Annotated in this window: 20 protein-coding genes and 1 pseudogene; 5 read left to right on the top strand and 16 right to left on the bottom strand. The window is 64.1% G+C overall.

Annotation, left to right across the window (positions count from 1 at the left end; all coding sequences use genetic code 11):
- Nucleotides 1-255: 255 nt before the first annotated feature.
- Both topA and HMPREF2944_RS02130 read right to left on the bottom strand, forming a co-directional pair.
- Entirely contained in the window at nt 256-3,072 is a 2,817-nt protein-coding gene (gene topA, locus HMPREF2944_RS02135) for a type I DNA topoisomerase (protein WP_070680039.1), read from the bottom strand.
- 303 nt (nt 3,073-3,375) lie between these two features.
- On the bottom strand, nt 3,376-3,822 hold the full coding sequence (locus tag HMPREF2944_RS02130) for a pyridoxamine 5'-phosphate oxidase family protein (RefSeq protein WP_070680036.1): 447 nt from the start codon (nt 3,820-3,822) through the stop codon (nt 3,376-3,378).
- Nucleotides 3,823-3,921: 99 nt separating this feature from the next.
- Here HMPREF2944_RS02130 and HMPREF2944_RS02125 point away from each other — a divergent pair, with 99 nt between their 5' ends.
- Nucleotides 3,922-5,682 (top strand): DUF7059 domain-containing protein, encoded by a 1,761-nt coding sequence (locus HMPREF2944_RS02125; RefSeq protein ID WP_246826236.1) that lies wholly within the window; start codon nt 3,922-3,924, stop codon nt 5,680-5,682.
- A 2-nt stretch (nt 5,683-5,684) separates the two neighbouring features.
- A complete protein-coding gene (locus HMPREF2944_RS02120; RefSeq protein ID WP_070680030.1) occupies nt 5,685-6,233 on the top strand; it encodes a pyrimidine dimer DNA glycosylase/endonuclease V in 549 nt (182 codons plus the stop codon).
- Between the two features lie 259 nt (nt 6,234-6,492).
- Here the strand turns inward: HMPREF2944_RS02120 and HMPREF2944_RS09335 are convergent.
- The 7 genes and pseudogenes from HMPREF2944_RS09335 to HMPREF2944_RS02090 all read right to left on the bottom strand — a co-directional run.
- Nucleotides 6,493-6,567: pseudogene (locus tag HMPREF2944_RS09335) on the bottom strand (luciferase); the annotation flags it as partial.
- A gap of 38 nt (nt 6,568-6,605) precedes the next feature.
- Nucleotides 6,606-7,250: a cation diffusion facilitator family transporter gene (locus HMPREF2944_RS02115; protein WP_070680027.1), complete on the bottom strand. Its 645-nt coding sequence runs from the start codon at nt 7,248-7,250 to the stop codon at nt 6,606-6,608.
- Nucleotides 7,247-7,606, bottom strand: a complete 360-nt coding sequence (locus tag HMPREF2944_RS02110) for a Cd(II)/Pb(II)-sensing metalloregulatory transcriptional regulator CmtR (RefSeq protein WP_049331677.1) — start codon at nt 7,604-7,606, stop codon at nt 7,247-7,249. Before HMPREF2944_RS02110 ends, HMPREF2944_RS02115 begins: the two co-directional genes overlap by 4 nt.
- A gap of 757 nt (nt 7,607-8,363) precedes the next feature.
- The gene (locus tag HMPREF2944_RS02105; protein WP_070680024.1) at nt 8,364-9,317 is read right to left on the bottom strand and encodes a hypothetical protein; all 954 of its coding nucleotides are present in this window, start codon (nt 9,315-9,317) and stop codon (nt 8,364-8,366) included.
- A gap of 870 nt (nt 9,318-10,187) precedes the next feature.
- On the bottom strand, nt 10,188-11,291 hold the full coding sequence (locus tag HMPREF2944_RS02100) for an LLM class flavin-dependent oxidoreductase (protein WP_070680021.1): 1,104 nt from the start codon (nt 11,289-11,291) through the stop codon (nt 10,188-10,190).
- Nucleotides 11,292-11,567: 276 nt separating this feature from the next.
- Nucleotides 11,568-12,065, bottom strand: a complete 498-nt coding sequence (locus HMPREF2944_RS02095; protein ID WP_070680016.1) for a GyrI-like domain-containing protein — start codon at nt 12,063-12,065, stop codon at nt 11,568-11,570.
- Entirely contained in the window at nt 12,065-12,976 is a 912-nt protein-coding gene (locus tag HMPREF2944_RS02090) for an oxygen-dependent tRNA uridine(34) hydroxylase TrhO (RefSeq protein WP_070680013.1), read from the bottom strand. The genes HMPREF2944_RS02095 and HMPREF2944_RS02090 overlap by 1 nt, the downstream gene beginning before the upstream one ends.
- 167 nt (nt 12,977-13,143) lie before the next feature.
- On the opposite strand from HMPREF2944_RS02090, the gene HMPREF2944_RS02085 reads away from it, so the two are divergent.
- The gene (locus HMPREF2944_RS02085; protein ID WP_083313050.1) at nt 13,144-15,870 is read left to right on the top strand and encodes a DEAD/DEAH box helicase; all 2,727 of its coding nucleotides are present in this window, start codon (nt 13,144-13,146) and stop codon (nt 15,868-15,870) included.
- A gap of 29 nt (nt 15,871-15,899) precedes the next feature.
- On the opposite strand, the gene HMPREF2944_RS02080 is transcribed toward HMPREF2944_RS02085, so the two are convergent.
- The 5 genes from HMPREF2944_RS02080 to HMPREF2944_RS02060 form a co-directional block, all read right to left on the bottom strand.
- Nucleotides 15,900-16,412: an Rv3654c family TadE-like protein gene (locus tag HMPREF2944_RS02080; protein WP_083313049.1), complete on the bottom strand. Its 513-nt coding sequence runs from the start codon at nt 16,410-16,412 to the stop codon at nt 15,900-15,902.
- Nucleotides 16,360-16,827 carry a TadE family type IV pilus minor pilin gene (locus tag HMPREF2944_RS02075; protein WP_070680010.1) on the bottom strand — a complete coding sequence of 156 codons (468 nt, stop codon included), beginning with the start codon at nt 16,825-16,827 and terminating at the stop codon, nt 16,360-16,362. The genes HMPREF2944_RS02080 and HMPREF2944_RS02075 overlap by 53 nt, the downstream gene beginning before the upstream one ends.
- A gap of 79 nt (nt 16,828-16,906) precedes the next feature.
- The gene (locus HMPREF2944_RS08940) at nt 16,907-17,596 is read right to left on the bottom strand and encodes a DUF4244 domain-containing protein (RefSeq protein ID WP_083313048.1); all 690 of its coding nucleotides are present in this window, start codon (nt 17,594-17,596) and stop codon (nt 16,907-16,909) included.
- Nucleotides 17,597-17,683: 87 nt separating this feature from the next.
- Nucleotides 17,684-18,892, bottom strand: coding sequence for a type II secretion system F family protein (locus tag HMPREF2944_RS02065; protein ID WP_070680008.1), 1,209 nt, complete (start codon nt 18,890-18,892; stop codon nt 17,684-17,686).
- Entirely contained in the window at nt 18,889-19,872 is a 984-nt protein-coding gene (locus HMPREF2944_RS02060; protein WP_246826235.1) for a TadA family conjugal transfer-associated ATPase, read from the bottom strand. Before HMPREF2944_RS02060 ends, HMPREF2944_RS02065 begins: the two co-directional genes overlap by 4 nt.
- 1,038 nt (nt 19,873-20,910) lie before the next feature.
- Here HMPREF2944_RS02060 and HMPREF2944_RS02055 point away from each other — a divergent pair.
- Nucleotides 20,911-22,941: a bifunctional 3'-5' exonuclease/DNA polymerase gene (locus HMPREF2944_RS02055; RefSeq protein WP_070680002.1), complete on the top strand. Its 2,031-nt coding sequence runs from the start codon at nt 20,911-20,913 to the stop codon at nt 22,939-22,941.
- A gap of 97 nt (nt 22,942-23,038) precedes the next feature.
- On the opposite strand, the gene HMPREF2944_RS02050 is transcribed toward HMPREF2944_RS02055, so the two are convergent.
- Nucleotides 23,039-23,794, bottom strand: a complete 756-nt coding sequence (locus HMPREF2944_RS02050; protein WP_070680000.1) for an NUDIX hydrolase — start codon at nt 23,792-23,794, stop codon at nt 23,039-23,041.
- 110 nt (nt 23,795-23,904) lie between these two features.
- Nucleotides 23,905-24,831 (bottom strand): endonuclease III, encoded by a 927-nt coding sequence (gene nth / locus HMPREF2944_RS02045; RefSeq protein WP_070679997.1) that lies wholly within the window; start codon nt 24,829-24,831, stop codon nt 23,905-23,907.
- A 140-nt stretch (nt 24,832-24,971) separates the two neighbouring features.
- On the opposite strand from nth, the gene aroQ reads away from it, so the two are divergent.
- On the top strand, nt 24,972-25,412 hold the full coding sequence (gene aroQ, locus HMPREF2944_RS02040; RefSeq protein ID WP_070679994.1) for a type II 3-dehydroquinate dehydratase: 441 nt from the start codon (nt 24,972-24,974) through the stop codon (nt 25,410-25,412).
- Nucleotides 25,413-25,514 lie beyond the last annotated feature (102 nt).

Here is a 25,514-nt window from a genome sequence, read left to right as displayed (position 1 = left end):
GTGCGGTACCGCAGGTGCGGCGCCTCTCCCAGTCTGTCAGAGGCGCGGCTCACTCCGCAAACAATCCGGGCGGATGCCCAGCATCAGCACAGCGCAAGCCTAAAAAACACAGCGCGGACACAAAAAACGCGCCGAACATCCCGAGCACAAACGTCCCCCCGGACACGCAAAAGCCCGAGCACGCAAAAGGCGCAGGAGGCGCCCCATCCCCACACGGGGGTTTCGGGACGCATCCTGCGCCTTCAGGTAGAAGAGCTACTCAGCGGTCTTCTTCGCCGCGGTCTTACGAGTGGTCGTCTTCTTCGCGGTAGTAGACTTTGCGGTCGTCTTCTTAGCAGTAGTCTTCTTGGCGGTAGTGGTCTTCTTCGCGGCGGTCTTACGCTTGACCGGGCCCTTCGCGCGCTTGTCAGCAAGCAGCTGCACCGCACGCTCGTGGGTCAGCGACTCGACCGACTCCGCACGCGGAACCGTAATGTTCGTAATACCGTCGGTGATGTACGGGCCAAAGCGGCCGTCCTTCACCACAATCTTCTTCTCACTGACCGGGTCCACGCCCAGCTCAGCCAGCGGAGGCTTAGCCGCCGCACGACCGCGCTGCTTCGGCTGGGAGTAAATCTCCAGTGCCTGCTCCAGCGTAATTGTGAAGATCTCGTCCTCGCTGCCAATCGAGCGGGAGTCCGTGCCCTTCTTCAGGTACGGGCCAAAGCGGCCGTTCTGCACGGTAATCTCCACGCCCTCAGCGTCGGTACCGAGCACGCGCGGCAGGCTCATCAGCTGCAGTGCCTGCTCCAGGGTCACGGTCGCCAGGTCCATGGACTTGAACAGGGAGGCGGTGCGCGGCTTGGCGGGCTTCGGCTTCTTCTTCGGCTTGGGCTTGCCGTTCTTGTAGTATTCGGTCGGCTGCGCGTCCAGGTACGCCTGAATCTGCTCCTCGGTCATCTCCTCGATCACCTCGGTGACGTAGGGGCCGTAGCGGCCGTCGCGAGCCACAATCTGGTTGCCGGAAACCGGGTCCACGCCGAGCACACGGCCGTCGGACTTGCCCTGTTCGAGCAGTTCGCGTGCCTTCGCTTCGGTCAGTTCGTCCGGTGCCAGGTCGGCGGGTACATTCGCGCGGATCGGTTCGGTCAGTTCGCCAGTCTCGGTGTCGAGGGTACCTTCGGCCTCCAGGTAGGGGCCGAACTTGCCCACGCGCAGCACAATGCCGTCCGCAATCGGGATGGAGTTGATGCTGCGGGCGTCAATCTCGCCGAGGTTGTCAACGATGGGCTTTAGGCCGCGCTTGGAGTCGCCGCCGAAGTAGAACTCGTCCAACCACTCGACGCGGGACTCCTCACCGCGCGCGATGCGGTCGAGGTCTTCCTCCATCTGGGCGGTGAACTCGTAGTTCACGTAGGGGCCGAAGCTGGATTCGAGCAGGCGCACCACGGAGAACGCGGTCCAGGAGGGAATCAGCGAACCAGAACGAACGTTCACGTATCCGCGGTCCATGATGGTCGAAATAACCGCCGCGTAGGTGGACGGACGGCCAATGCCCAGCTCGTCCAGGGTCTTCACGAGGGAGGCTTCGGTGTAGCGCGGGGGCGGCAGGGTCTCGTGACCGGCGGGCTCAATCGCCTCTGCGGTCAGAGCCTCGCCGGCGGTCAGGTTCGGCAGGCGCTTCTCGGCATCCTTCGCCTCACGCTCGGCCACACGGGATGCGTCAACGCCCTCCTCGTAGGCGGCGAGGAAGCCGCGGAAGGTGATGACGGTACCGGATGCAGCGAACTCGGCGTCCTGACCGTTGGAGGCCACGGCGCCCAGGCGCACGGAGGCGGTGGAACCGGTCGCGTCGGCCATCTGGGAGGCGACGGTACGCTTCCAGATCAGCTCGTAGAGGCGGAACTCGTCGTTGGACAGAGAGCCGCGCACGGCGTCCGGGGTGCGGAAGGTGTCACCCGCGGGACGAATTGCCTCGTGGGCTTCCTGCGCGTTCTTGCTCTTGGAGGTGTACACGCGCGGTGCGGAGGGCACGAACTCGGCGCCGTACAGCTCGGAGGCCTGGCGGCGTGCGGCCTTGACGGCCTGATCGCTCAGCGCAACCGAGTCGGTACGCATGTAGGTGATGTAACCGTTCTCGTACAGGCGCTGCGCAACCTGCATGGTCACGCGAGAGGAGAAGCGCAGCTTACGCGCGGCTTCCTGCTGCAGGGTGGAGGTCGTGAACGGCGCTGCCGGGCGGCGCTTGTACGGCTTGGTCTCAACGGAGCGTACGGAGAACGCGGCGGACTGCAGGGCGGCGGCGAGCGCGCGGGCCGCCTCCTCGTTCAGGTGGGTGACCTTGGAGGAGCTGAGGGTGCCGTTGTCGGCGAAGTCCTTGCCGGTGGCGATGCGGTTGCCATCCACGGCGACGAGCTTGGCGTCGAAGCCCTCGGAGGCCGCGTTCAGGAAGCGGCCGGACAGGTCCCAGTAGTTGGCGGCGACGAAGGCCATGCGTTCGCGTTCGCGTTCGACCACGAGGCGGGTCGCGACGGACTGCACGCGGCCTGCAGAGAGGCCGCGACCGACCTTGCGCCAGAGTACGGGGGAAATTTCGTAACCGTAGATGCGGTCGAGGATGCGGCGGGTCTCCTGCGCATCGACCAGGTGCAGGTCGATGTCGCGCAGTTCGCCGAAGGCACGCTGGATGGCTTCCCGGGTGATTTCGGGGAAGGTCATGCGGTAGACGGGAACCTTGGGCTTGAGGACTTCCTTCAGGTGCCACGCGATGGCCTCACCCTCGCGGTCACCATCGGTTGCCAGGTAGAGCGCGTCTACTTCTTTGAGCTTGCGCTTGAGCTCGGTAACCTTCTTCTTTTTGTCGGGGTTGACCACATAGTAGGGTTCGAAGCCGTCTTCAACGTCGACCGCGAACTTGCCGTAGGGGCCCTTCTTGAGGTTTTCGGGCAGCTCGGAGGGCTGCGGAAGGTCACGGATATGACCCATGGACGAGTCGACCAGGTAGTCCTCGCCGAGGTAGCCGCTAATGGTCTTGACCTTGGAGGGGGACTCCACGATTAGCAGGGCTTTTCCATTCTTGGCCTGAGCGGGCACGGCACTCCTCTATCTATGTGTTGTCGCTACGTATTCAACCATAACCCACACGAACGCCCGGTCCGGGCGGTCGGGGCGGTTCAATACGATGGGTGAGGTGTTTCGTTGAGCGATTAGTGTGTTGGACTCCCGGAGCGGGGGTCGAGGTTGCGCCCCGCACCGTGTGTGCGCTGAGACGCGGTGGTCGCAGGGTACTCGCTCCATCATACGGTACCGGTGGACTGATTGGTGCACGGGGCACCCGTTGACGTGCTCACCGGGGATCCTGCGGGGCCGCGTTTTCCGGGGTGTGGACGCTAACCGCTAGCTGGTGAGGGTATCAGAGTCGGGGTGGGTGCCGTCCAGGTATGCGGGCAGTAGCGGGTATTCGCGGCCGTACACGGTCTGCGGCACGATGCGCACCCACTGCATTTCGTGGGTTTCGGAGTCGGGCAGGTCGAAGGTGCGCACAATCTGCGGGGTCATCTCGGGCGGGAGCCAGTGGGCGACGCCGACCACGATGACCGAGCGGATGCCGTCCTCGAGGGTTTCGTCGATTTCGAAGGCGACGCGGCGGCTGACCACCACGGAGGAGAACTTATTGCCGCGGGTGGTGCGGATGTAAATTTCCTGGTTGGCCACGGCGTAGAGCACGGGGAGCACGTCGACGTGCTGCCCGTCGGTCATGACGAGTCGGCCGAGGGTGTTCGCGTGCAGGCGTTCCCAGCATTTCTCGGCGCTGATGCTTTCATCGGGGTAGAGATTGCTCATGCTCTACAGTGTATGCGATGTTGGGCCCGCGTCAGGGCAGCGGCGGGTCGCTGTGGATAACGGGAAGGTGGTGTGGGCCCGGTGCGTAGAATGGTGTGCATGAGTATTTCTGCCCCCGACTTCGCCCCCGAGTACGCCGCTGTTGCGGATGCGCCCCGCAGCGACGACTACGCCCGCCTCGTGCGCCTGCGCGAGCGCCTCACTGCCCTGAACTACACGTACGACGCCGTGCAGGAGCTTCTGGGCGCGAACGCCGCGGATGCGATGGCCCGCGACCAGGTGGTCCCCGGAATTTGGCGTGTCGAGCAGATTTTGCGCGGCGAGTACAGTGCGGAACAGAAGAACCTGGCGCGCCTGCTGGCGTTTTTCCTGCTGGCCCGCCCGCTGACCGAGGCGGAGGCCGCAGAGGTCTTCAGCGAGACCCTGCAGGACTTCGCGGAGGCATCCCTGATTGAGCGCGACGCGGCAGGTCGCTGGACCGCGAGCGTTGACCTGCGCCCGCACGCCGCCGACGACGGCACCGAGATTTATGTGGCCGCGGACCTGGGCGCGCATCAGCGTCCCGGCGTGCTCCGCAAGGATCACGTGCTCGGCATCGGTCACGCGTCCCTGACCCTGGCGCAGATTACCGAGCGCACCCCCGTCGAGCGTGCCCTGGATGTGGGTACCGGCTGCGGTATTCAGACCTTCCACCTGCTGGCTCACGCGCGTCACGTGACCGCCACCGATATTTCGGAGCGTGCCCTGGCGTTCACCCGTTTTAACCTGCTGCTGAACGCTCCCGCCCTTGATATCGACCCGCAGAACCCGCAGGATCGCGTGAGCCTGCGTGAGGGTTCCCTGCTGGACCCGGTGGCCGGTGAACGCTTCGACCTGGTGGTGTCGAACCCGCCGTTCGTGATTACCCCGCGCGTGGCCGGTGAGAGCGCCGAGGAGCAGTTCACCTACCGTGACGGCGGCCTGCCCGGCGATGAGATTGTCAGCACGATGGTGCGCCGCCTGCCCTCGGTTCTGGTGCCCGGCGGCCGCGCGCAGATGCTGGGCAACTGGGAGATTATCCGCGATTCCGAGGACCCCTCGCAGCCGCGTTCCTGGGACGAGCGCGTGCACGCCTGGGTTGAAGATGCCGACGCCGAGGCCTGGATTATTCAGCGCGAGACGCTGAGCCCCGAGTCCTACGCCGAGACCTGGCTGAAGGATGCGAGCGAGAACCGCGACCGCAAGCACTACGAGCAGACCTACCTGGCGTATCTAAACGACTTCGAATCCCGGAACGTTCATTCTATTGGCTTCGGCATGATTTGGCTGCGCCGCCCGACCGAGGTGACCGCGGCAGGCGTGACCGAGCCCCTGCAGCGTTTCGAGGAGATTACCTACCCGATTCAGCAGCCCATCGCCCGCGCCCTCACCGAATCGGTGCGCCGCTACGACCGCCTGGCCGCCATGGACGACGAGGCACTCCTCGCCGCGCACCTGGAGGTCGCCGAGGACGTCACCGAGGAACGCCACGGCCGACCCGGCGCCGAGCACCCGAGCGTTATTCTGCTGCGTGCCGGATCGGGTCTGTGCCGCACCCAGCTGCTCTCCACCGAGACGGCGGGTTTCACTTCCGCGAGCGATGGCGAGCTTGCCGTGGGCCAGATTGTGGCGGCTCTTGCGATGCTGCTCTCCTGGCCCGAATACGACGAGGCGGCCGCCGCCTCGCGCGGTACGCAGGAACAGCATCCGCGCGATACCCTGCTGCACGCGGTGCGCGAGCTGGTGCTCAAGAGCTTCCTGCACTTTAGCGACGAGCACACGGGCGCAGCATCGGCTGGTGAAAATGCCGCTGAGGTATATGCGGCAGAAGCACAGGGCTAGGCGTGCGCATTTGGTCCCTGCACCCCTCCTTGCTTGACCGCCGTGCCCTGGTCGCCTGCTGGCGTGAAACTCTGCTGGCGCAGAAGGTTCTGCGGGGTCTGACTCGCGGGTACACGAACCATCCGCAGCTGATTCGTTTTCGCGCGCATCCGCAGCCGCTGGAGGCGGTTGCCGCCTACCTGTGCGGGTTGGCGGATGAGGCGGATGCCCGCGGCTACTCGTTCAACCGTGCACTGATTGGTGCGGGCGAACACGATGCGGGCAAAAATAGCACAAACGAAAATAGCACAGGTAAAAACGGCACAGGTAAAAACTGCGCCGACAAGGCAGGAAACCCGTATCCTTCGGTCGCGCATATTCCCGTTCCTTTGGGTCAGCTGGAGTACGAGCTCGCCTTTCTGCAGCACAAGATGGCCGGGCGTGACCCCGAGTGGGAGCATCGGTTGAGCGAGCGACTGGCGGCACGCGGCGAGCTGGCGGCGTGTGCGCATCCGCTCTTTGAGGTGGTTCCGGGCGCTATTGAGCCTTGGGAAAAGACGAAAGACTTTTAGACAGAAGGATTTCTAAGAACGTGAGCATAGTAATGCCCCGGCAGAACCCTTGCGGGTGCCTGCCGGGGCATCGCTGTATGTGTGGCTCAAGCTGTATGGGAACAAACATCTCAGCGCGTTACAGAGCGCTGGAAACAGCTTGGCACGGGGTCTTTACCCCAGGACCTTCACCTCAGGGGCTTTACTTAGTGGTCAGCGCGGGCTTAATCTCCTTCACGATTGCCTCAAGCATCTTCAGGTTGAAGTCCACACCCAGCTACAGTCGACCCGCCGCAATGAGATCGGCCATGGCGGCAAGTTCAGCCATGTAGAGCGGGTTTTCGTAGCGCATGTCTGGGTTGCAGCACAGGCTCTTCATCGTCGGGTGACGGGTCAGTCGTCTTCGAGGTCCTCTAGCACTTCGAACGGCGACTCGACGTCGCCGCGCCAGGCCTCCAGGCCTTCGCGCACCGCGAGCACCGCCACGACCAGCGCCGCGACCGAGTCAGCCCACCACCAGCCGAACAGGCTGTCGAGGACGAGGCCGATGAACACTGCACCGGAGAGGTAGATGCACAGGATGAGCTGCTTGGCGTCGGCCATCACGCTCTTGGAGCCCAGCTCCCGCCCGGTGCGGACCTCAATCCACGCCAGCAGAGGCATGACGACCAGGCTCAGCGCGGTGATACCGAGACCAAGCGGGCTGCGGTCGGGGCCCTCCTGGCCGACCAGGGCCAGCACCGCGTCGATCGAGACGTAGGCCGCCAGCGCGAAGAACGCGATGCCGATGGCCTTGACGGTGACCGTTTCCCACCGCTCAGGGTCCTTGCGGGTGAACTGCCAGGTGACGGCCGCAGCCGAGAGTACCTCGACAACCGAGTCGAGCCCGAAGCCAATGAGCGCCGCGGACGAGGCGAGGACGCCTGCCCAGACTGCGACGATTGCCTCGATTACGTTGTACGTGATCGTGAAGCCGACGATGAAGCGGACGCGCCGGTGCAGCATCGCGCGGCGCGCGGCGGTCAGGGTCTCGCTCATGCTCCCGCCGCCGTTCCACAGCAGCCCGACACCGAGCATGCCGGGTCGATGCACGGCGCGGCCTCGTCCACCGCGAGCGTGACGTCGATCAGGGACGTCAGTGCCGCGGCGAGGTGCGGGTCGGCGATCTCGTAGCGCGTCTGGCGGCCCTCGGGCTCGGCGACGACGATTCCGCAATCGCGCAGGCAGGTCAGGTGGTTGGACACGTTCGAGCGGGTCAGCTCCAGCTCGCGCGAGAGCACGGCTGGATAGCTCGGGCCGCCGAGGAGGGTCATCAGAATCCGGGAACGTGTCGGGTCGGCCATGGCGCGGCCGAGCCGGTTCATGACGTCGAGGTGTGAAGCAATAGTCAGCATACGATGACTATACAGCAATAACTGACCAATTGTCCACTTGTGCGGGCTGCCGCACGCGCTCCGCGCCCTTGCCCTCGGGAGGCGGCAGAGTTCGCGCTCATCAGCGACCATCGCCCATCACGGAAGCGACGGCGGCACGCTGGCGCGGCACGCGGTACACAACAGCAGCATCCGCGCGATACCCTGCTGCACGCGGTGCGTGAGCTGGTACTCAAGAGCTTCCTGCACTTTAGCGACGAGAACTAGCTGAGGTTTTGAGGACTCGGCCTCCGAACTCCTGCGAAAGCTCTAAAGCGCGGTAAAGCCCCGCCCCCGAACTACGGGGGCGAGGCTTTTACTCTGAATCGTAGAGAGCACTCTTCTACACCGGGTAGCACCGCAATAAGCCACGTATAGCACGGGATTGACCCCGAACCCTATCGGCAGAATTTGAAGACTATAGGGGTTAAAAACCGACGCATCTGCACGTTATCTAAAAGACTCCTCGCAGTGCGTCATGAAACCGGGGTAAGGCGTGTTCTTCCTCTAAGCTACCTCAACCCAATTTTTCATTTCACTCGGGGTGTCAAACACCGTCTGCCTGCTCTGATATGCTCCGTGCGGTCACTCTCATCCACAGGGTGCAACTTCTACAGGGGCGGTGCATATACCGTCGTCCGCGTAGCGCTTGATGTACCATCTGCGCCGAACATCGGCGCCAATATATTCCCTGCTTTCTTCCTCTCAACTGCCTAATGTAGAAGACTTATCCCTGGGATTAGCAGCTACGAATAGTAGCGGTGGTCTGCAGCTCGTTATTCAGCTGAACGTTCGGCACCTCAGCACCCGAGTAGGTGATGGTAGCCGATTCCACCTGCGAGGTCAGGGAGAAGCTCTTAAAACCGTATGCCGGGTAAACTTCAATCACACCGGGCAGAATAACAACCTGACCGTAGTACTTAGAACCGGTCTGGGTCAGAGTGTAATCTCGGCTGGTCGTGTAAGTAATCGTGCCGGTAAAGGTTGCGGTGCCGTCGCCGTTATCCTTGATGGTCGGCACAGAAGCATTCCAGGTGCCAGCCACGTTCGCGGTACCCAGGTACGGAGCGGTAGCATTCAAATCAGACATACGGCCGTTGAGAGTCTTAGTCCACTTCTGAGCGGATCCCTGAAGGGCAATATTGTTGAGAGTCCACTTCCAGTTGGAGGTAGTCGGGACGACCACGGTCACCAGGGTACTGAAACGCGCACCTGCCTTCAGAACTGCCCTAGAGCCGGGAACGTAACTGGTACCGGTCTTCACCGCAGTGGTGGGTACAGAGAACCAGAAGCCGGTCGAGCTAACATAACCACCGTTAGAACCGCTACCAGAGTTGGTCACAGGAGTGTAGCTACCCGCGCCAACCTTTGCCATACCATCGGTGAAGCAGCCTTCAGAAGTAACATTCATGGTCGGGGTATAGGTGCCACCGTTAGCCCAGTATGCCTGGGGGCTGGTGGGGCCATTAAAACCAGCGTCATCACTGTGGGTATAACCGACAAAACCACCGTTATAAGCGGTGGTCACGAAGAGACCGTATTCGCTGCCGGCAGTATCACCGGTGCTGGCAGCGTATGCCGGAACGACAGCGGATGCGGCGATAACGGGGGTTGCCCAGGCTGCACCGGCTGCCAACTGGCGGCGGCTCAAACCGGGCTGCTGAGCCTCGTTGGAGGATTTTTCAGAAGTCATGAGGACTAGTCCTTATCTCGTATATTGAGTGATAATTCACGATGCACTACCGAAGATGCTCTGAAAGGGTCGGTACAGGAAGAAGTATCCACCTGGAAGAACGCTCTTATCTCCGGGCTTTCCGGATGAGCACTCGATCTACCCTTTTCACGACGGTTCATCGTCGTTGGAAAATCCTGGGTGGCGTGTTAAGACTAGGCATATTCAAAAGATAATAAAAATGCATTGAGATGCATTAAATAAAATTTTTAAATAAATTGCATTTATACGCTTTAAATTATTTATTTTCAGTGCGGAGAAATATGTGGCTTTAATATAGCCCACAACAGGCAATACCCCTTTTTCCGGGTATTCATTCTTGTAGAAAGCCACAAAAAACCACACTCTTCACCCCCGAAGCCAACACTCACCTTCAGGCAGAAGAAGAGACTCACCGCTATTATCGTGACGTTTATCACCTTTGCCTACCCAACACAAATATTACTCGAAAGTGCCGCCCTGCACCGTCAAATCAACGAGTCGGACGACTTTATGAAACGCAGGGAAAAACCCACTCCCCCGCCCTTGAAAGGTTCAGGACGCAAGGCAACAGACCTTCCACCTAGGATGCGCCTCGATAGGATGTGCCCCGACCCCACATATTCTCAACCCTCACATGCGGATTCAAATAGCCCGATAGCACACAGATCGCCCCGGAATCATAGCTCCGGGGGCGATCTTCATAATGAAAATTAGTTTAGGGAATAAAGCGCAAACTTACACGTGGACGATACACCCAGACAGCATGCTGTTTTTACACCGTTCTGCACCCTATTTATTTACCAATAAATATTTCTAAAATAACCAATAAATTCAATAATTTTATGATATTTACTTGGTGGTCAGCGCGGGCTTAATCTCCTTGACGATTGTCTCCAGCATCTTCAGATTGAAGTCCACGCCCAGCTGGTTCGGTACGGTCAGCAGCACGGTGTCCGCTGCCTGAACCGCCTCGTCACGAGCGAGCTCCTCGGCAATCTCCGCCGGGTCACCAATGTAGCTACGGCCAAAGCGAGAGAAGCTGTTGTCGATAATGCCGGTGTAATCCTGTGAATCCTCCGCGGCGCGGCGACCGAAGTAGCGTGCCGAGGTCTCATCAATCACGGGCAGCACCGAGCGGGAGACCGAAACACGCGGAACACCCGAGTTACCCGCCTTCACCCACTCGGAGCGGAAGAGGCGAATCTGCTGCGCCTGCTGCTGGTCGAAGGGAATACCCTTATCTTCAAGCATCAGAGTCGAAGACATGAGGTTCAGGCCCTTCTGCGCGGTCCACACGGCGGTGCTATCGGTGCCCGCGCCCCACCAGATGCGGTCACGCAGGCCCGGCGACTGCGGCTGGACGGGGGCGTACTTGCCGGGAACGCGAGCGCTGGGTGCCATACCCTCACCCTCGATTGCCTTGAGGAAGATGTCGAGGTGACGGCGCGCCATGTCGCTCTCGTTTTCACCCTCTGCCGGGTAGTAGCCGAAGCTCTCAAAACCGCGAATCACGGATTCGGGCGAACCGCGGGAGACACCCAGCTGCAGTCGGCCCGCCGCGATGAGGTCAGCCATGGCGGCGAGTTCCGCCATGTAGAGCGGGTTTTCGTAGCGCATGTCAATCACGCCGGTGCCCAGCTCGATGCGTTCAGTCTTCGCGGCAATGGCGGAGAGTAGCGGGTAGGGGGTTGCCTGCTGCTGGTCGAAGTGGTGCACGCGGAAGAACGCGCCGTCCAGCCCGATGTCTTCGGCGCCTACGGCAAGGTCGATTGCCTGGTGTAGAGATTCTGCGGCGTTCGGTACGCGGGAGCCGGGAACCTCAGCCCAGTGGCCGAAGGAGAGGAAGCCGAGCTTCTTTTCGGTGCCAGCTTTGGGTTCGAGGTGGCTGATGCAGATGGATTCGTCGAGTTGCGGATCGAATTGCGGGGTGCCGGGGTTGGTGGGGGTGCTCATTGTTTTTTCCTTTGCGGGTTGTGCCCGATTCTCTTGTAGTGCCGGGCTGGTGTTTTAAATCTAACCCCAAATACTTTACATGTCAAGTATTTTATTTCGGGGTATTACACCCAGAGCACCGCTCCCCAGCTTTCGCCGCACGTGTCACCCACTCCGGAGCACAAAATATAGGCCACAAAAGGGCGCAGAAAGGCCCGGCGGCACGAACACATCGCACCACCGGGCCCTTCTATTCAACAGCTAAAACTGCAACTAAAACGACAGAAACAAGCTGTCCTAGGAACGCTTCGCCAGCGGAACCCACAGCTCCATACGGTAATCAGCCGCCTGCATATCGCCGCGGCCGTAAACCTCCAGGCCACCAACCGGGCGGTACTGCGGGTTCTTCGCAAAGAACGCCTCCTCGAAGCTCGCAAAGCCCGCCGGAATGGACTCCGAAATCGGGCCGGTCACCTCGACCACCGCGTAGGTGCTCGCAGGCAGCTCCAGCACGCCCAGGCCGAGCTTCGCCGCGTTCGCCGGCTCCGACACCAGGAAGCCCGCCGTGTAGCGGACCTGACCCTTCGGGTTCGGCTGAGTGCACACGCCCAGGTACTGGGTCACATTCAGAACGTCCAGCATTGCCGGGGAGGCCTTCTGATTCAGCTCATCCCACAGCGGGGAGAAGTCCTCATCCAGGGAAAACACCCGCGAAACGCCGGCAACGACCATCGCCGGGTGTTCCTCAACGCGGGGCTCTGAAATCTGAACCGCGTTCTCCTTGGCGGAGGCCATTAGGCCCTCACCTCGGCGGCTTCGCGGTCCACCGAGCACTCGGGCACGCAGTGGCGCTTCGCATCATCAGCTGCGCACTCGGGGCAGAGCAGAACCAGCTCACGGCAGGAATCGTTGGAGCAGTTCTCGAACTTATTCGAGGGCGCGCCGCACTGTTCGCACTTGCCGATGGTGACGGTGTCGGGGGTGAACTCCATGTGCATGCGCTTGTCGAAGACGTAGAGCGAGCCTTCCCACAGTTCCTTATCGCCGTACTTCTCGCCGTAGCGCACGATGCCGCCGTCGATCTGATAGATCTCCTTGAAGCCGCGGTTCTTCATGAGCGCGGAGAGAATCTCGCAGCGGATGCCGCCGGTGCAGTAGGTGACGACCGGCTTGTCCTTAATGTCGTCATACTTGCCGGACTCAATCTCGCGAATGAAGTCGTGGGTGGTGCGCACGTCGGGGACAATGGCGTTCTTGAACTTGCCAATCTTCGCTTCGAAGGCATTACGGCCGTCGAAGAAGACCACCTCGTCGCCGCGCTCTTCAACGAGCTTGTTGACCTCTTCGGGCTTCAGGTGCACGCCGCCGCCAACGACGCCGTTCTCGTCCACCTGCAGCTCGTCGGGAGCGCCGAAAGCCACAATCTCGTCGCGAGCCTTCACGGACAGGCGAGGGAAGTCCTCCGCGCCACCCTCGGACCACTTGAACTCCATGTTCTTGAAGCCGGGGTACTTGCGGGTTTCCTTGGTGTACGCCTTGACCGCGTTAATCTCGCCGCCGAGGGTGCCGTTAATGCCGTGCTTGGAAATCAGGATGCGCCCGCGCAGGCCGAGCTTCTCGCAGAGGGCACGCTGCCAGAGCATGACCGCCTGCGGGTCGGCGATGGGGGCGAACTGGTAATACAGAATAATCTTATTTTGAGCCACGAAACTATTTTAACGTGCAATACCCTCAATACATACAGAATCCTTGATGCGTGCGAACCCTCGGCACAGAAATACGCCCGATACCCCGGAACGCCTCCGACCGAAGACGGATGGGCCCGTAACGAACGAGGGAGTTCGCGCGCGAGCCGAGACCTACAATTGAAGCCATGCCCCAGCACGCAGCTCATCACCCCGCAGACCCCCAATCCGCGAACGTAGACCGTTCGGGCCCACCGGCGGTACCCGGCGTGCCCCGCCGCCTCGGCGACCTTCCAAACGCCACTCAGCAGGCTCTGAGCGCCCTCCTCCCCGAGCTGTCGCCCGCCTCCACCCTGCCCGAGCAGATCACCCACGTGCACACCATCCCGGCCCACGAGGCGGAGCACGCCCCCTGGCCGCAGTGGATGCATCCGCGCGTGGTGGAGGCCTTCGAATCTCTCGGCATTTCGGAGCCATACGCTCACCAGGTCGCCGCCGCGCAGGCGGCCCACGCCGGTCTTGACGCCACCCTGGAGGCGAGCGCGGCACGCTACGGCTGGCAGGCGGGGCGCGTTGAGGCGGGGGCTCCTGCACACGCTGAAGGTGCGAAGAGTGCTGGCGGGCACGTTATCGTTGCCACGGGCACGGCATCGGGCAAGACCCTGAGCTACCTGATGCCCACGCTGGACGCCGTTTACCGAGCTTCGTGCGGCGAACCGGTGAGCTCAACTTCCGCGTATTCCGGGACTGAGAACCTCAATAATAGAGCGAATATTCTTTATATTTCTCCGGCGAAGGCACTCTCCGCAGACCAACTCACCGCCCTCACCTCCTACAATCTTCCCGGGCTTTACCCGGCCAGCTACGACGGGGACACCCCCACCGGCGAACGCCGCTGGATTCGCGAGCACGCCAACTTCATCCTCACCACCCCGGACATGCTCAACTACTCGATTCTGAGCAACCACCGGCAGTGGGCCTCCTTCCTGCGCGGGCTGCGCTACGTGGTGCTCGACGAGGCCCACAGCTATCGAGGGGTCTTCGGCGCGCACATCGCCAATCTGATGCGCCGCCTGCGTCGCGTCTGCGCCCTCTACCGCACCGTGCCCGTGTTCTACGGCGCCTCGGCCACCAGCTCCAACCCGGTCGAGTCCTTCGCCAAGCTCATTGGCGTGCCGCAGCGGGCGGTCACCGCCATCACCGAATCCACGGCCGCCCGCGGCGAGACTGCGGTGGTGCTCTGGGAACCCGAGCTACTCCCGCCCGCAGCAACCGACCGCCTGGCCGCCGGTGCCCGCAGCACCCAGCAGGAGGCCCTCAAATCCGAAGCCGAACAGAACGCCCCACGCCGCCTCTCCCCCATCGAGCAGGGTGCGCAGATGCTCACCGACCTGGTGCTATCGCGCACCCGCTCGCTGGTCTTTGCGGGCTCCCGTCGTAGCGTGGAGGTCCTCTCGCAGAAGACCCAACGCTACCTCGACGAAGTTGAGCCCGGCCTCGCCCACCGTGTCGCCGCGTACCGGGCAGGATACACCCCCGAAGAGCGCCGCGAACTCGAACGCAGGCTCCGCAACGGCGAGCTGCTGGGCCTGGCCAGCACCTCCGCACTGGAGCTGGGTATCGACATTTCCGGGCTGGACGCGGTCATCGTGGCCGGCTGGCCCGGCACCCGCGCATCCTTTACCCAGCGCATCGGCAGAGCCGGACGAGGCGGCCAGGACGCGCTCGCCGTTCTCATCGCCGACGACAACCCGCTCGATACCTACCTGGTGCACCACCCGGAGGCGATTTTTGGGCAGGACGTTGAAGCCACCGTTTTCGACCCAACCAACCCCTATGTGCTCTCCCCTCAGCTCTGTGCGGCCGCCCAGGAGGCCCCCATCCGCGTTGAGGAGCTGAGCCTCTTCGGCCCGCACACCGAGGCGCTCCTGGATCGCCTGGTGCAGCAGGGGTACCTGCGCCGCCGCGCCGACGGCTGGTACTGGACGCACGCCGAGTCTGCCGCCGACCTGGTCGACATCCGCGGAACCGGTGGTGGCCCCTACCAGCTCATCGACGGGCAGGAGGGTACGCTCGTCGGCACCATGGACGCCGCACACGCCATGAGTCAGGGGCACCCCGGAGCGGTATATATTCACCAGAACGTTCTCTACGTGGTCGAATCCCTCAGCGAGGACGAGCGCGTGATTCTGCTCAGCCTCGCCAACCCGGACTTCTACACGCGAGCTATCGAAACCACCGAGGTGCGAGTGCTCGCCGAGCGGGCGCGCGTACGCTTCGAGGAGGCCCGCAGCGTAGGCCCCGGCGAAAGTTCCGACACCGTCCTCACGATGCACCGCGGCCAGGTTCAGGTCACCAACCAGGTGACCGGCTACAAACGTTTCTCGGTCTACGGCGGTGAGCACCTGGGTAACGAGCCCATGCCCATGCCCCCGGAGGTGCTCATCACCGAAGCCGTCTGGTTCACGTTCGAGCCCAGCTACCTCTTCGGGGCCGGAGTGACCGAAGAGGACGGCCCGGGCACCCTGCATGCCGCCGAGCACGCCGCCATCGGCCTGCTGCCCCTCATCGCCACCAGCGATCGCTGGGATCTGGGAGGGCTCTCCACGCTCTACCACGTCGATACCGGCCAGCCCACGATCTTCGTTTACGATGCCGCGCCGGGCGGTGCGGGCATCAGCGAGCGCGGCTTCAACGCGGTTCGGCGGTGGCTGAGCGCCACCCTCGAGGCCATCGAAAGCTGCGGATGCGAGCAGGGGTGCCCCTCCTGCGTACACTCGCCCAAGTGCGGTAATCGCAACGAGCCCCTCAGCAAGGCCGGCGCGATGGCCCTGCTGAGGGCCATGCTGAAGAGCATCGACGGAAGCACCGATACGGAAGAGGGGGCGACTCCCGGGATAGTCGCCAGGGATTAGAAAGCCGTCGAGGGCTAGACTCCCGAAGCTCAGCCCGTCGGTGGCGCTTCCTCCGCGGGCATCTCCTCGGGAGGGTCCTCAACCTCGGGGACTTCCGGGGCGTGCTCCCCCAGCGGGTGCGCGGCTCCCGCCCGGGCTCGCGCTCTCGCCGGGCCCAGCACGCTCATCGGGCCGCTGACCGGCACTGCGACCGTCACCTCCACGGTTTCGGGTCGGTCCGGGAAGATGCACGCCTCCAGCCGGGCGCCGTTCTTGACGGCCCATTCCTTGGCCACCTCGCAGGGGTCTCCGGGGGCAAGACCCCTGTAGGCGTCCGCCGCGGCCAGGGCGCTGAGATCGGCTGCGGAGGAGGCCCGTCGGTTGGCGGAAACCGCCCCGATGAGTCCGGCCACAGTCACCGTCATAATCAGCAGAACGGCCACGATGCCCAACGCGAGAACTGTGCCGCTGCCCTCCTCCCGGGACCCCGCGGATACCGGGTCGCCCGCCCTAGCCGGGGTCGCCAGAGTCGGCGCTGTGCCCTCCCGGTTCTTCCGGTTCATCGATGCCTCCTTCCTGTCGGGCGTGAGCCTCGGCTCGCAGGGTCCATCCCGTCGCGGAGCCGATAACGCCGGGAGCGGGGCGGGTCACCACGACCTGCACCTGCGAGACCTCACCAGGCTCCCCGTTCGCCGCGCTCACCTGCACGCTCTGCGCCGGGTCGATGCGTTCGACGACCGCACGAATCTCGGCTTCCGAGTCGCCCCGGGCGGCTGCACGGGCCGCCGCCCGGGCCGATTCTTCCAGCTTTACCTGGGCCACGCCGGTGGAGGCTGCCCCCAGGCAGAGGGCGAGCACCGCGGTCACGGCGGGCAGGGCCACCGCGAACTCGGCGGTTACGGAGCCCAGTTCCTCGGGCCGAGGGTTGCGCCTCCGAGACCTACCCACAATACGGCCCAAAATGACACGAACGGTCATTCTTTATTCCTCCTTTCTGTACTGATATTCTAGGTGTTTCTACCGGTCATAATTAGGCCTGGCCCAATATCTTATAGCCCTATAGCAGGCCCGTGTTTCCCGCAATCGAGAGGGCGTTACGCACGATGTCCAGGAGCATTGAACGCACCTCGTCCGATTTGAGGATGACCACCAGCAGCCCCGCGAAACCAACCGCCGCAAGCATGACGATTCCGTACTCCGCGGTGGATGCGCCCTCCTCCACGTCACCGGCGGGGGCGTAACGTTCGGCTTCGTGCGTTTCACGCTCCGCAGCACCGAGAGTGGTGGAGAGCTCGAGCGGTTCGTCCCCGCATGAAGTCCCGTAACACCCGGTCGGTTCAGCGGGCTCAGTCCCATCTCCCGCAGCGCGCGAGCTACGTTCTTCGCCTTCGTCAAGTGCGCAACCCAGCGCGCAGCAGGTGGGGCCACAGGAGTCTAGGGTGCATCCCTCGGCCAGGGCACGGGCAATATTCAGAACGCGTTCTTCGCGCCGAGCCAGCTCCTGCGGGAGCCCCATCGGGGCCTCGCTCGAGGCGCCGGGCAGGGTAATCTTGGGGGCCTTCGTATCGGGCAATTCATCCCCGTCGAAGAGGTCCGCACATTCCTCGCGCAATTGTTTGAGGGTCGTGGCGATGGCAACCGAGAGCGGCACGGGCCCGAGGATAGTCTGGGCAGCCTCCGCCTCGTAGCGGTCGGCTTCGTTCTCTCCACGTCGTTCGGGGTAGGTGGGGGTCAGAATGTTCGTCATTGGTCTTCCTTTCTCAAGGTATTTGGGATTGCGCACCGAGCGGTTCGTTCAACTCGGCGCGAGAATGTGGGATCGTTCCCGCGGGTCCTACCCGGTGAGGGTCGGCAGGAGCGAAATGAGGATGGGCACGATGCCCAGGCAGATGAATGCCGGTAGGGAGCAGAGTCCGAGGGGCACGACCAGGGCAACCGAAAGTTTTCCGGCGGCCCGCTCCGCGGCGCGACGCTCACTCAGGCGTTGCGCGTCGGCAAGGGCCCTGAGCAGGGGCGCGCTCGGGCTACCGGCGGTGTAGGCCGGGGCGAGTGCGTCCCTCAGCGGACCCCAGCTTCCCGTGGCGGTTCCGGCCCAGGCCGCCTCCCAGGTGGCTCCCATCTGCAGTCGGCGGCATATCGCTCGCAGTTGCCCGCTGTTCAGGGCCTCGGCGAGAGCCGTCAGGGCCGAAAGTGGCGAGAGCCCGGCCCTCAGCTGCGCGGCGAGCAGCTCCAACATGAGAGCCGTGTCCACTCCGGGTGGAGCGCAGGCTTCCGTGTGCCCCAAAGACGCGTGCCCCAAAGAGCCGAAGCGTCGACCCTCACGACCGGTCGGTTCCCTCGCGAGGTGCCCACCGAGTCGGACGGGCTGAGCGGCCGGGGAGCTCCTGCCCTCGCTCTCCTCCTCGGCCCGGCGCATCAGCCGGGCCGTCCACCCTCGCCCTATCAGGGCCAGCGCGAGTCCGAGCAAGCCCGCGAGGGCACCGGCCACCGATCCGGTGAGCACACCCAGCGGGTCGCTGCCCATCAACATTCCCAGTCCCAGCCCGATGAGCGGTAGCCACGAGAGGATTCGACCGGTAGCTCGAGGCGCCGCCAGCGCGCTCTGCCGTCCCAGGAGTGCATCGATACGTTCCTCGGCGTGCTCGGCGGCTCGCTCCAGACTGGTGGCCAGGGGCGCTCCGGCGTTTTCGCTCATGCGCAGGCTGAGGGACAGGTCGCGCAGGCGTTCTCGGCTGTGAGGTCTCAGGCTGCGTTCGTCCTCGTCAAGAACCTGTTCGCAAGCCAGATGCGGCGATAGTCCCCAGGCCGCGGCGGTCTCCAGAGCTCGAATAAACCGGCGAATATCTTCACCGATCCGTGGGTGCTCTTCGGGGTACGAGAGGGATTGCACCGCCTCGTGCAGACTCATCCCCGACCGCAGGTTGAGGGCCAGGGAACGCAACACGAGCGGCCACACGCGCATCTCTTCGGCATCCGCTACGCCGGGGCGGCGATTCTTCCAGTGCTCCCGCAGGTTCAGCGATGCGGTTCGTGCGGCTCTCATGTTCTCCCCCTTTCCCGGACGCCTCCGGCTGACTCCGACGGGGCTACCCCTCGATCGGACTCCGGATTAATGGGAATCCTCCGCACCCGCAACCGCTCTTCGGGCCCCTCAACGTGCAGGCTATACACGCCCTCAATGCGGCGGCGGCCGCCCTGCTGCTCGAGGTGAATAATGCGCTCAAAAGCCGTCGCCGTATGCAGAGCAACCGTTCTATAATCCAGGCCCGCGAGCGCGCCCAGGGCAATCAGTCGGCGAGGCACCGCCTCGGCGCTATTGGCGTGCAGCGTGGTCCCGGCACCGCGGTGACCGGTGTTCATGGCAGTCAGCAGGTGCACCACCTCCGCCCCGCGGCACTCCCCCACAACCAGGCGGTCCGGGCCCATGCGCAGGGCTTGCACGATGAGTTCGCCCAGGCCGATAGCGCCCGCCCCCTCTGAATTCGCGGCTCGGGTTCTAAGGGCAACGACCTGCTCGTGTTCGGGGGCGAGCTCCGGGGTGTCCTCCAGAATGACGATGCGCTCGGCCGGTTCACACAGCCCCAGCAGGGCGTTGAGGAGCGTCGTCTTACCGGTTCCCGTACCGCCGCTAATGACGAATCCACGGCGCTCGGCCACCATGCGACGCAGGTAGTCGGCGGTTGCGGCATCGCACAATCCGACGCTGACGAGGCGGTTTAGGCCAGGGCGTTCCCTTGCCGGCAATCGGATGGACAGGCGGGTGCGCTCGCTCAGGGGCGGAATGATGGCGTGGATGCGTCGACCCACCTCATCGCTGACGTCGGTAGCCGGGTGCGCGGTATCCAGTTGCCCACCGCGGCGGCGAATAAGGCGCTCGGCCAGGGCACGCACTCGCTGCTCGTTGCCGAGGCTCAGGGCGACGGGGCGAACTTCACCACCGATGCCCGCCCAAATATCGCAGGGTGAGTTCACGTAGATGTCGGTGATGGCGGCCCCGAATTTTTCTCCAGCTTCGAGGAGCAAATCGAGCGCGCCAAACCCGTAGAGCTCAGACCCCAGATAGCGCAGAGCCAGTTCTCGGTCGACGGGTACGTGTTCGACGCTGGGGTAGCTCCACGGGGCGGTCCCCCGTTCAGCGGCGCGCGGACCTGCGAGATGTGCAGTAAAAACGCCCGGCAGCTTCCCCGGCTTTCTCCGCAGGGATAGGGTACCCGAGAGGACCCGGGGCATAAAACGGTGCAGAATCCCCGGGGCTGCCCGGGACGGCCCCGGGAGCGCACCGGGCGGCGGGGCTCCGTCTATCTCGGCGATAACCTCCTCCACGACCCCCTCGAGGAGAGGACGTAACGGCAACTCGAAGAAGGGCTGTGCCGATGAGGGCCCATTAAAGGCCGCGGCTCCGTCGAGCGCGAGGGAGCTGAATTCCGGGGAACGCAGGATGCACTCCCTCGCCTGTACGGCCACGGCGCGGGCCCGGTAGTCTTCGGGCACCATCAGTGCGGGAACGCTCGCCCCGGTAGACACCTCGCTAGGCATAGGCACCCCGGGAGGCGCCCCAGCTGGCGGTGTGGGGGCAAGGCCCTGTTCCGACTCCCGCGGAGGAATCTGCGCCCTCACGCGCGGCGGGTCAGCGAGTAGGGTGCGCTGCGGGTTCTGTAGCTGGTCGGTGGTCTTCATGGGTTCATCACACCATGAGAGGAAAACCCCCAAATATAGAACAATCGTTCTGTGGATAATTCCGACTTAAACCCCGCAAAATCCGTTATCCACAGGGCGTTTTCGCCTCGTTTTGGCCGCTCAGCCTCCGTTCCGACGGCTTTATGACGAAACGCGAAAACCGCACAGCCCCAGAGTCGTCCGCCCCAAAACTCGCTTACTCCAAAACTCACCCGCTTCAAGACCCGCCCCCGCTTCGCACAGCGCCCCTGTCTCACACGGCATCCCGGCCTCGCACAGCGCCCCCAGCCTCGCACAACCCCTTCAGCCGCTCAGCCGCTCCTACTATCCACAGGGTCGACGCCCCGTCACGGCCCGCACCCGGTCGTCACCGATAATGGAGCTATGTACATCCTTCTCAGCCCCGCCACCGGTGCGGACATCACGGCCCGCACCGGCACCGCGAATCAGCCCGTCACCGCCCGCATTGCGGCGGGCGTGCCCGCGCGCGGACGGGCGGAGAGCCCGGTGACGTCCTGGGGAGCTTTCCACTACGAAGACCCCACCGCCGAGCAGCTGGCCGACCCTTCCTTTATTCCGCAGATTCTGCGCGCAGACCGGGTCAGCGCCGCGAACCTGGCGGCCTACGTGCGCGAGGTTGAGCGGAGGGCCGAGCAGTCCCCGGACCGCCGACCCCCGCGCTGGATCTGGGCCGATACCCGCCACATCGCACCCCTGCTATTGCGGCGCGGGGTGCGCGTGCACCAGTGCTACGATCTGCGGCTCGTGCAGCGTATTCTGCGGACCGCAGCCACGCATCCCAGCCGCTTTGTCAGCTACGAAACCGAGCTGGACCTCTCGGAGCTCACCGAGGCTCTAGAGCCCCAGGGATACCTGCCGGTGGCCCGCCAAATTCAAGGGCAGGAGGAACTATTCGGCGCGGATTTCCTGAGCGGTGCCGCTCAGAAGAACGCCGGTTCAGCCGGTGCTTCCGCAAAGAATCCCGCGCAGGCCTCGGGGACCCATGATCTTCTTGAGCCGGCGCCTCACGAGCCTTTCGAGGCACAGCTTTCGGCCGGGCCCGTCCGTCTTTTGCCGGAACACCCCGTCGTGCGCGCCCTCATGGGCGAATGGCTGGCCCAGGCGCGGGCCATCAGCTCCTCGAAGCATCCCGAACGTCTGCGATTGCTGGCGGCGGCCGAATCGGCGGGCGCCCTCGTCGCTGCCGAAATCGGGTACTACGGCATCCCCTTTAACGTGAGGGCTCACCACGAACACCTGCAGGAACTACTGGGCCCCCGGCCCGAGCCCGGCCAACGCCCACAAAAGATGCAGGAGCTGGTCGAAGAGATCCAGCGCATGCTGTTCATGCCCACGCTTAACCCCGACTCACCGCAGGAGCTTCTACACGCCCTGCAGTCGGCGGGTGCCTCGGTGACGTCGACCCGGTCCTGGGAGCTCAAGAGCTGGGCGAAGGCCGTGCCCTCGCAGCGGCAGAAGCGGCAGGCCCTCATTGAACCGATTCTGCGCTACAAGAAGCTGTACCGCATCTGGACCGCCAACGGCTGGACGTGGTCCGACACATGGGTTTCTGAGGGCGCTTTCCGCCCGCACCTCGAGGTGGGCGGGGCCGCGACCGGGCGCTGGGGCGCTTCGGGCGGCGGTGCCCTGCAGCTTCCCGCCGAGATTCGGCAGGCAATTCAGGCCCCCGAGGGGCAGATTCTGACGGTGACGGACGGCTCGCAGATTGAGCCGCGCATCCTGGCGGCCCTCAGCCGGGATGAGGCGCTCGCATCGGCCGGACGAGGCGCCGACCTGTACGCCGGCATCGCCGAGTTGGCGCGTCTCAAGGGCGTGGGGTTGACGGAGCGCGCCCACGCCAAGGTGGGCATGCTCGCCATCATGTACGGCGGACGCAGCGGCGAGATTGGGGCGCTTCTTCCGCACGTTGCGGCCCTCTTCCCGCAGGCCATGGAGTTCACGGAGCGGGCGGCGCGCATCGGTGAGGCGGGCGGCCAGGTGACGACTTTTCTGGGGCGCACTTCACCGCCGGTGAGCGATCGTTTTCGCGAGATTGTGGCGGATCGTTCCTCGCCGGCGGCCGAATCGCGTGCGGTGTCGACCGCGCGTGCTCACGGCCGCATGACCCGCAACTTTATTGTTCAGGGAACCGCCGCGGAGTGGGCGCTGTGCTGGATGGGTTCGGTGCGCACCCGTCTGCTGACGGAGACGATTTTCGGCATGCCCATGCGCACCCGCATCGTCTATTTTCTGCACGATGAGCTGCTGCTGTGCGGTCCGGAGCTGGAGGCCGAGCGCGTGGCTCGCATCGTGCGCGAGTGTGCGGCGGAGGCGGCGCGTCTGCTTTTCGGCAGGGTCCCGGTGGATTTTCCCGTCTCGGTGCACCACGTGCACGATTACTCCGAAGGTAAATAACCCGCGGCGGGCTGTGCGGGCCGCCGCGGGGTGGGGCCGCGTTCGTTTCCACCGGCTGGCTCCACCGGCTGGCCGGCACGCCATACGGCCGGTAGATTTAGGGCTCGTACCCGGGTGCTGGACGTAGATCGTTGCGGTTCCAGGGCACGGTCCAGCCGAGCGAGTCGAAGATGCGGTCCAGCAGAATCGCGGTGAATCCCCACACCGTGAACTCCTCACCGCCGGGCATGCGCACGTCGAAGGCGGGGGTGCGGTGCGAGGTGCGGCCGCGTTTGACGTAGGCGGTGTGCCGGTTGGCGGGGTTCAGCAGGTCGCGCACGGGCACGCGGGCGATGAGCGCGGACTCGTTGCGGTCGACCACGCTGACGGGCACGGGGCTGTTCCACCAACCGATGACGGGGGTGACCATGAAGTCGCTGATGGGTAGCGGCAGGGTGCGTAGCTGGCCGAGGACCTGCACGCCGGCGGGGTCCAGGCCGGTCTCCTCCACGGCCTCGCGCAGTGCGGCGATGTGTGCGACCGGTTCGCCCGTGGACTCGGCGAGCGCGTAGTCTTCGGGGTCGATTTTCCCGCCGGGGAAGGCGGGCTGACCGGCGTGCGCGCGCAGTGTTGCGGCGCGCACGAGCAGAAGCACGTCCAGGTCGGCACCCACGTTCTCGGGGCATCCTTCGAATTCGCCGGTGGAGGGCGAGTCATCGAGCACGCCGAAGAGAATCAGCACGGCGGCCTCCTTGCTCAGGGGGCTGGCGGGGGCGCTGCGTAGCAGGGCGTCCACGTCAAATTCGACCCCGCCGCTGGCGAGGGCCTCGAGAAGGTCACGGGCAGGGTGCTCGGTTCCGCTGGTCACGGTCATAGTTGGTTGCTCTCCGCATCGTATGCAGGCGTGGGGTTGTGCTCGTCCATGGCTCGCGCTATCCGTGCGGGCCGTCTACGGCGGTTTCACCAGTGTACGGCAGGGGCCGGCTAGGCGCTGAGCGGGTACCCCTCGGCCTGTAGCTGGCGGCGGGTTGCGCCCTGCAGAAAGCGAAGGTGCAGGTCCTCGCGGCCGGGGGCCATTTCGTATTTCATGAGCTTGCGGGCCTTCTGCTCGTTGGTCTCGCCGATGCCGTAGGAGGGGCAGAGATCTGCAACCGGGCATACGCCGCAGGCGGGCTTCTTGGCGTGGCAGATGCGGCGGCCGTGGTAGACCATGCGGTGCGAGAAGATGGTCCAGTCCTTGCGGTCGATGAGCTCTGCAACGTCTTTTTCGACCGCTTCGGGGGCCTCGGCGGTGGTGAATCCCATGCGGCGGGCCAGGCGGCCAAAGTGCGTGTCGACGGTCAGTCCGGGCACGCCGAAGGCGTTGCCGAGCACCACATTTGCGGTTTTGCGGCCGACTCCGGCGAGCTTGACGAGCTCCTCGAGGGTGGAGGGCACCTGCCCGCCGTGCTCCTCGACGAGCTGGCGCGAGAGGTTCACGATGGAGCGTGCCTTGGCGCGGTAGAAGCCGAGGGACTGGATGTAGGGCTCGACCTCCTCGTAGCGTGCGGAGGCGAGCGCGGTGGCATCCGGGTAGCGGGCGAAGAGCGCACCGGTCACGGAGTTGACGCGCACGTCGGTGGTCTGCGCCGAGAGCACGGTGGCGATGAGTAGCTCGAAGGGGGTGTCGAAGTCGAGTTCGGCGACCGCGTAGGGGTAGGTTTCGCCCAGGATACGGTTGATTTTGCGGGCGCGGCGCACCGTGGAGAGGTGGCTTTCGGGTGCGCGGGCCTTGAGCCGGCGTGCGGCCGCGGCGGCTTTGAACTCTGGGACGACGCGAATCTGCAGGAGTGATTCGGTGTTGTCTGCCGCAGTGTCTTGGGCCGGGGTGTTCTGTGCGGCCGTTGCGGGGTGGGTGGCGTTCTCGGTCATAGCGTGAGGGTACCGGGCTTTGGGGGGCGGACGGTAGCGAGGTTCACCGTAGTTGGCCTCCGTCTTCTATACCGCGTCATTTTCTGGGCAGTTCGCGTTGGCTCGTACTGTGCGGGTGCCTGCTGTGCCACACTGGTTCTATGTCAGATACGATTTTTGTGCTTAACGGCCCGAACTTGAACCTGCTCGGGCAGCGCCGCCCCGAGGTGTACGGCTACACGACCCTGCACGATATTGAGCGTTCAGTGCGTGAGCGTGCCGCCGCCCACGGTTTCGACGTTGAATTCATGCAGTCCAACCACGAGGGTGTTCTGGTGGACGAGATTCAGCGTGCCCGCACGCGCGGGGCCGCCATCATTATCAATCCGGCGGCGTACACGCATACCTCCGTGGCGCTTCACGACGCCCTGGAGGCGGTGGAGCTTCCGGTGGTTGAGGTACACCTGTCGAACGTTCACCGCCGCGAGGAGTTCCGTCACCGTTCCTTCGTATCCCCGCAGGCCACCGCGGTGATTGCCGGTGCCGGCGCTTACGGTTACGTCATGGCGGTAGATTTCCTGGCGCAGCATTTGGCGGAATAGCCCAGCGCAGCATCTGGCGGAATAGCCCAGCGCAGCATCTCGCTGAGTAACTTGCCCTCCCCCCTTTCGTTAAATAGTTCAGGCTCCCGTTCCTCGTGTGAG

Source organism: Rothia sp. HMSC072E10 (genome assembly GCF_001813965.1).
Classification (GTDB): Bacteria; Actinomycetota; Actinomycetes; order Actinomycetales; family Micrococcaceae; genus Rothia; species Rothia mucilaginosa_A.
This window is presented reverse-complemented; position numbering and strand designations above follow the sequence as displayed.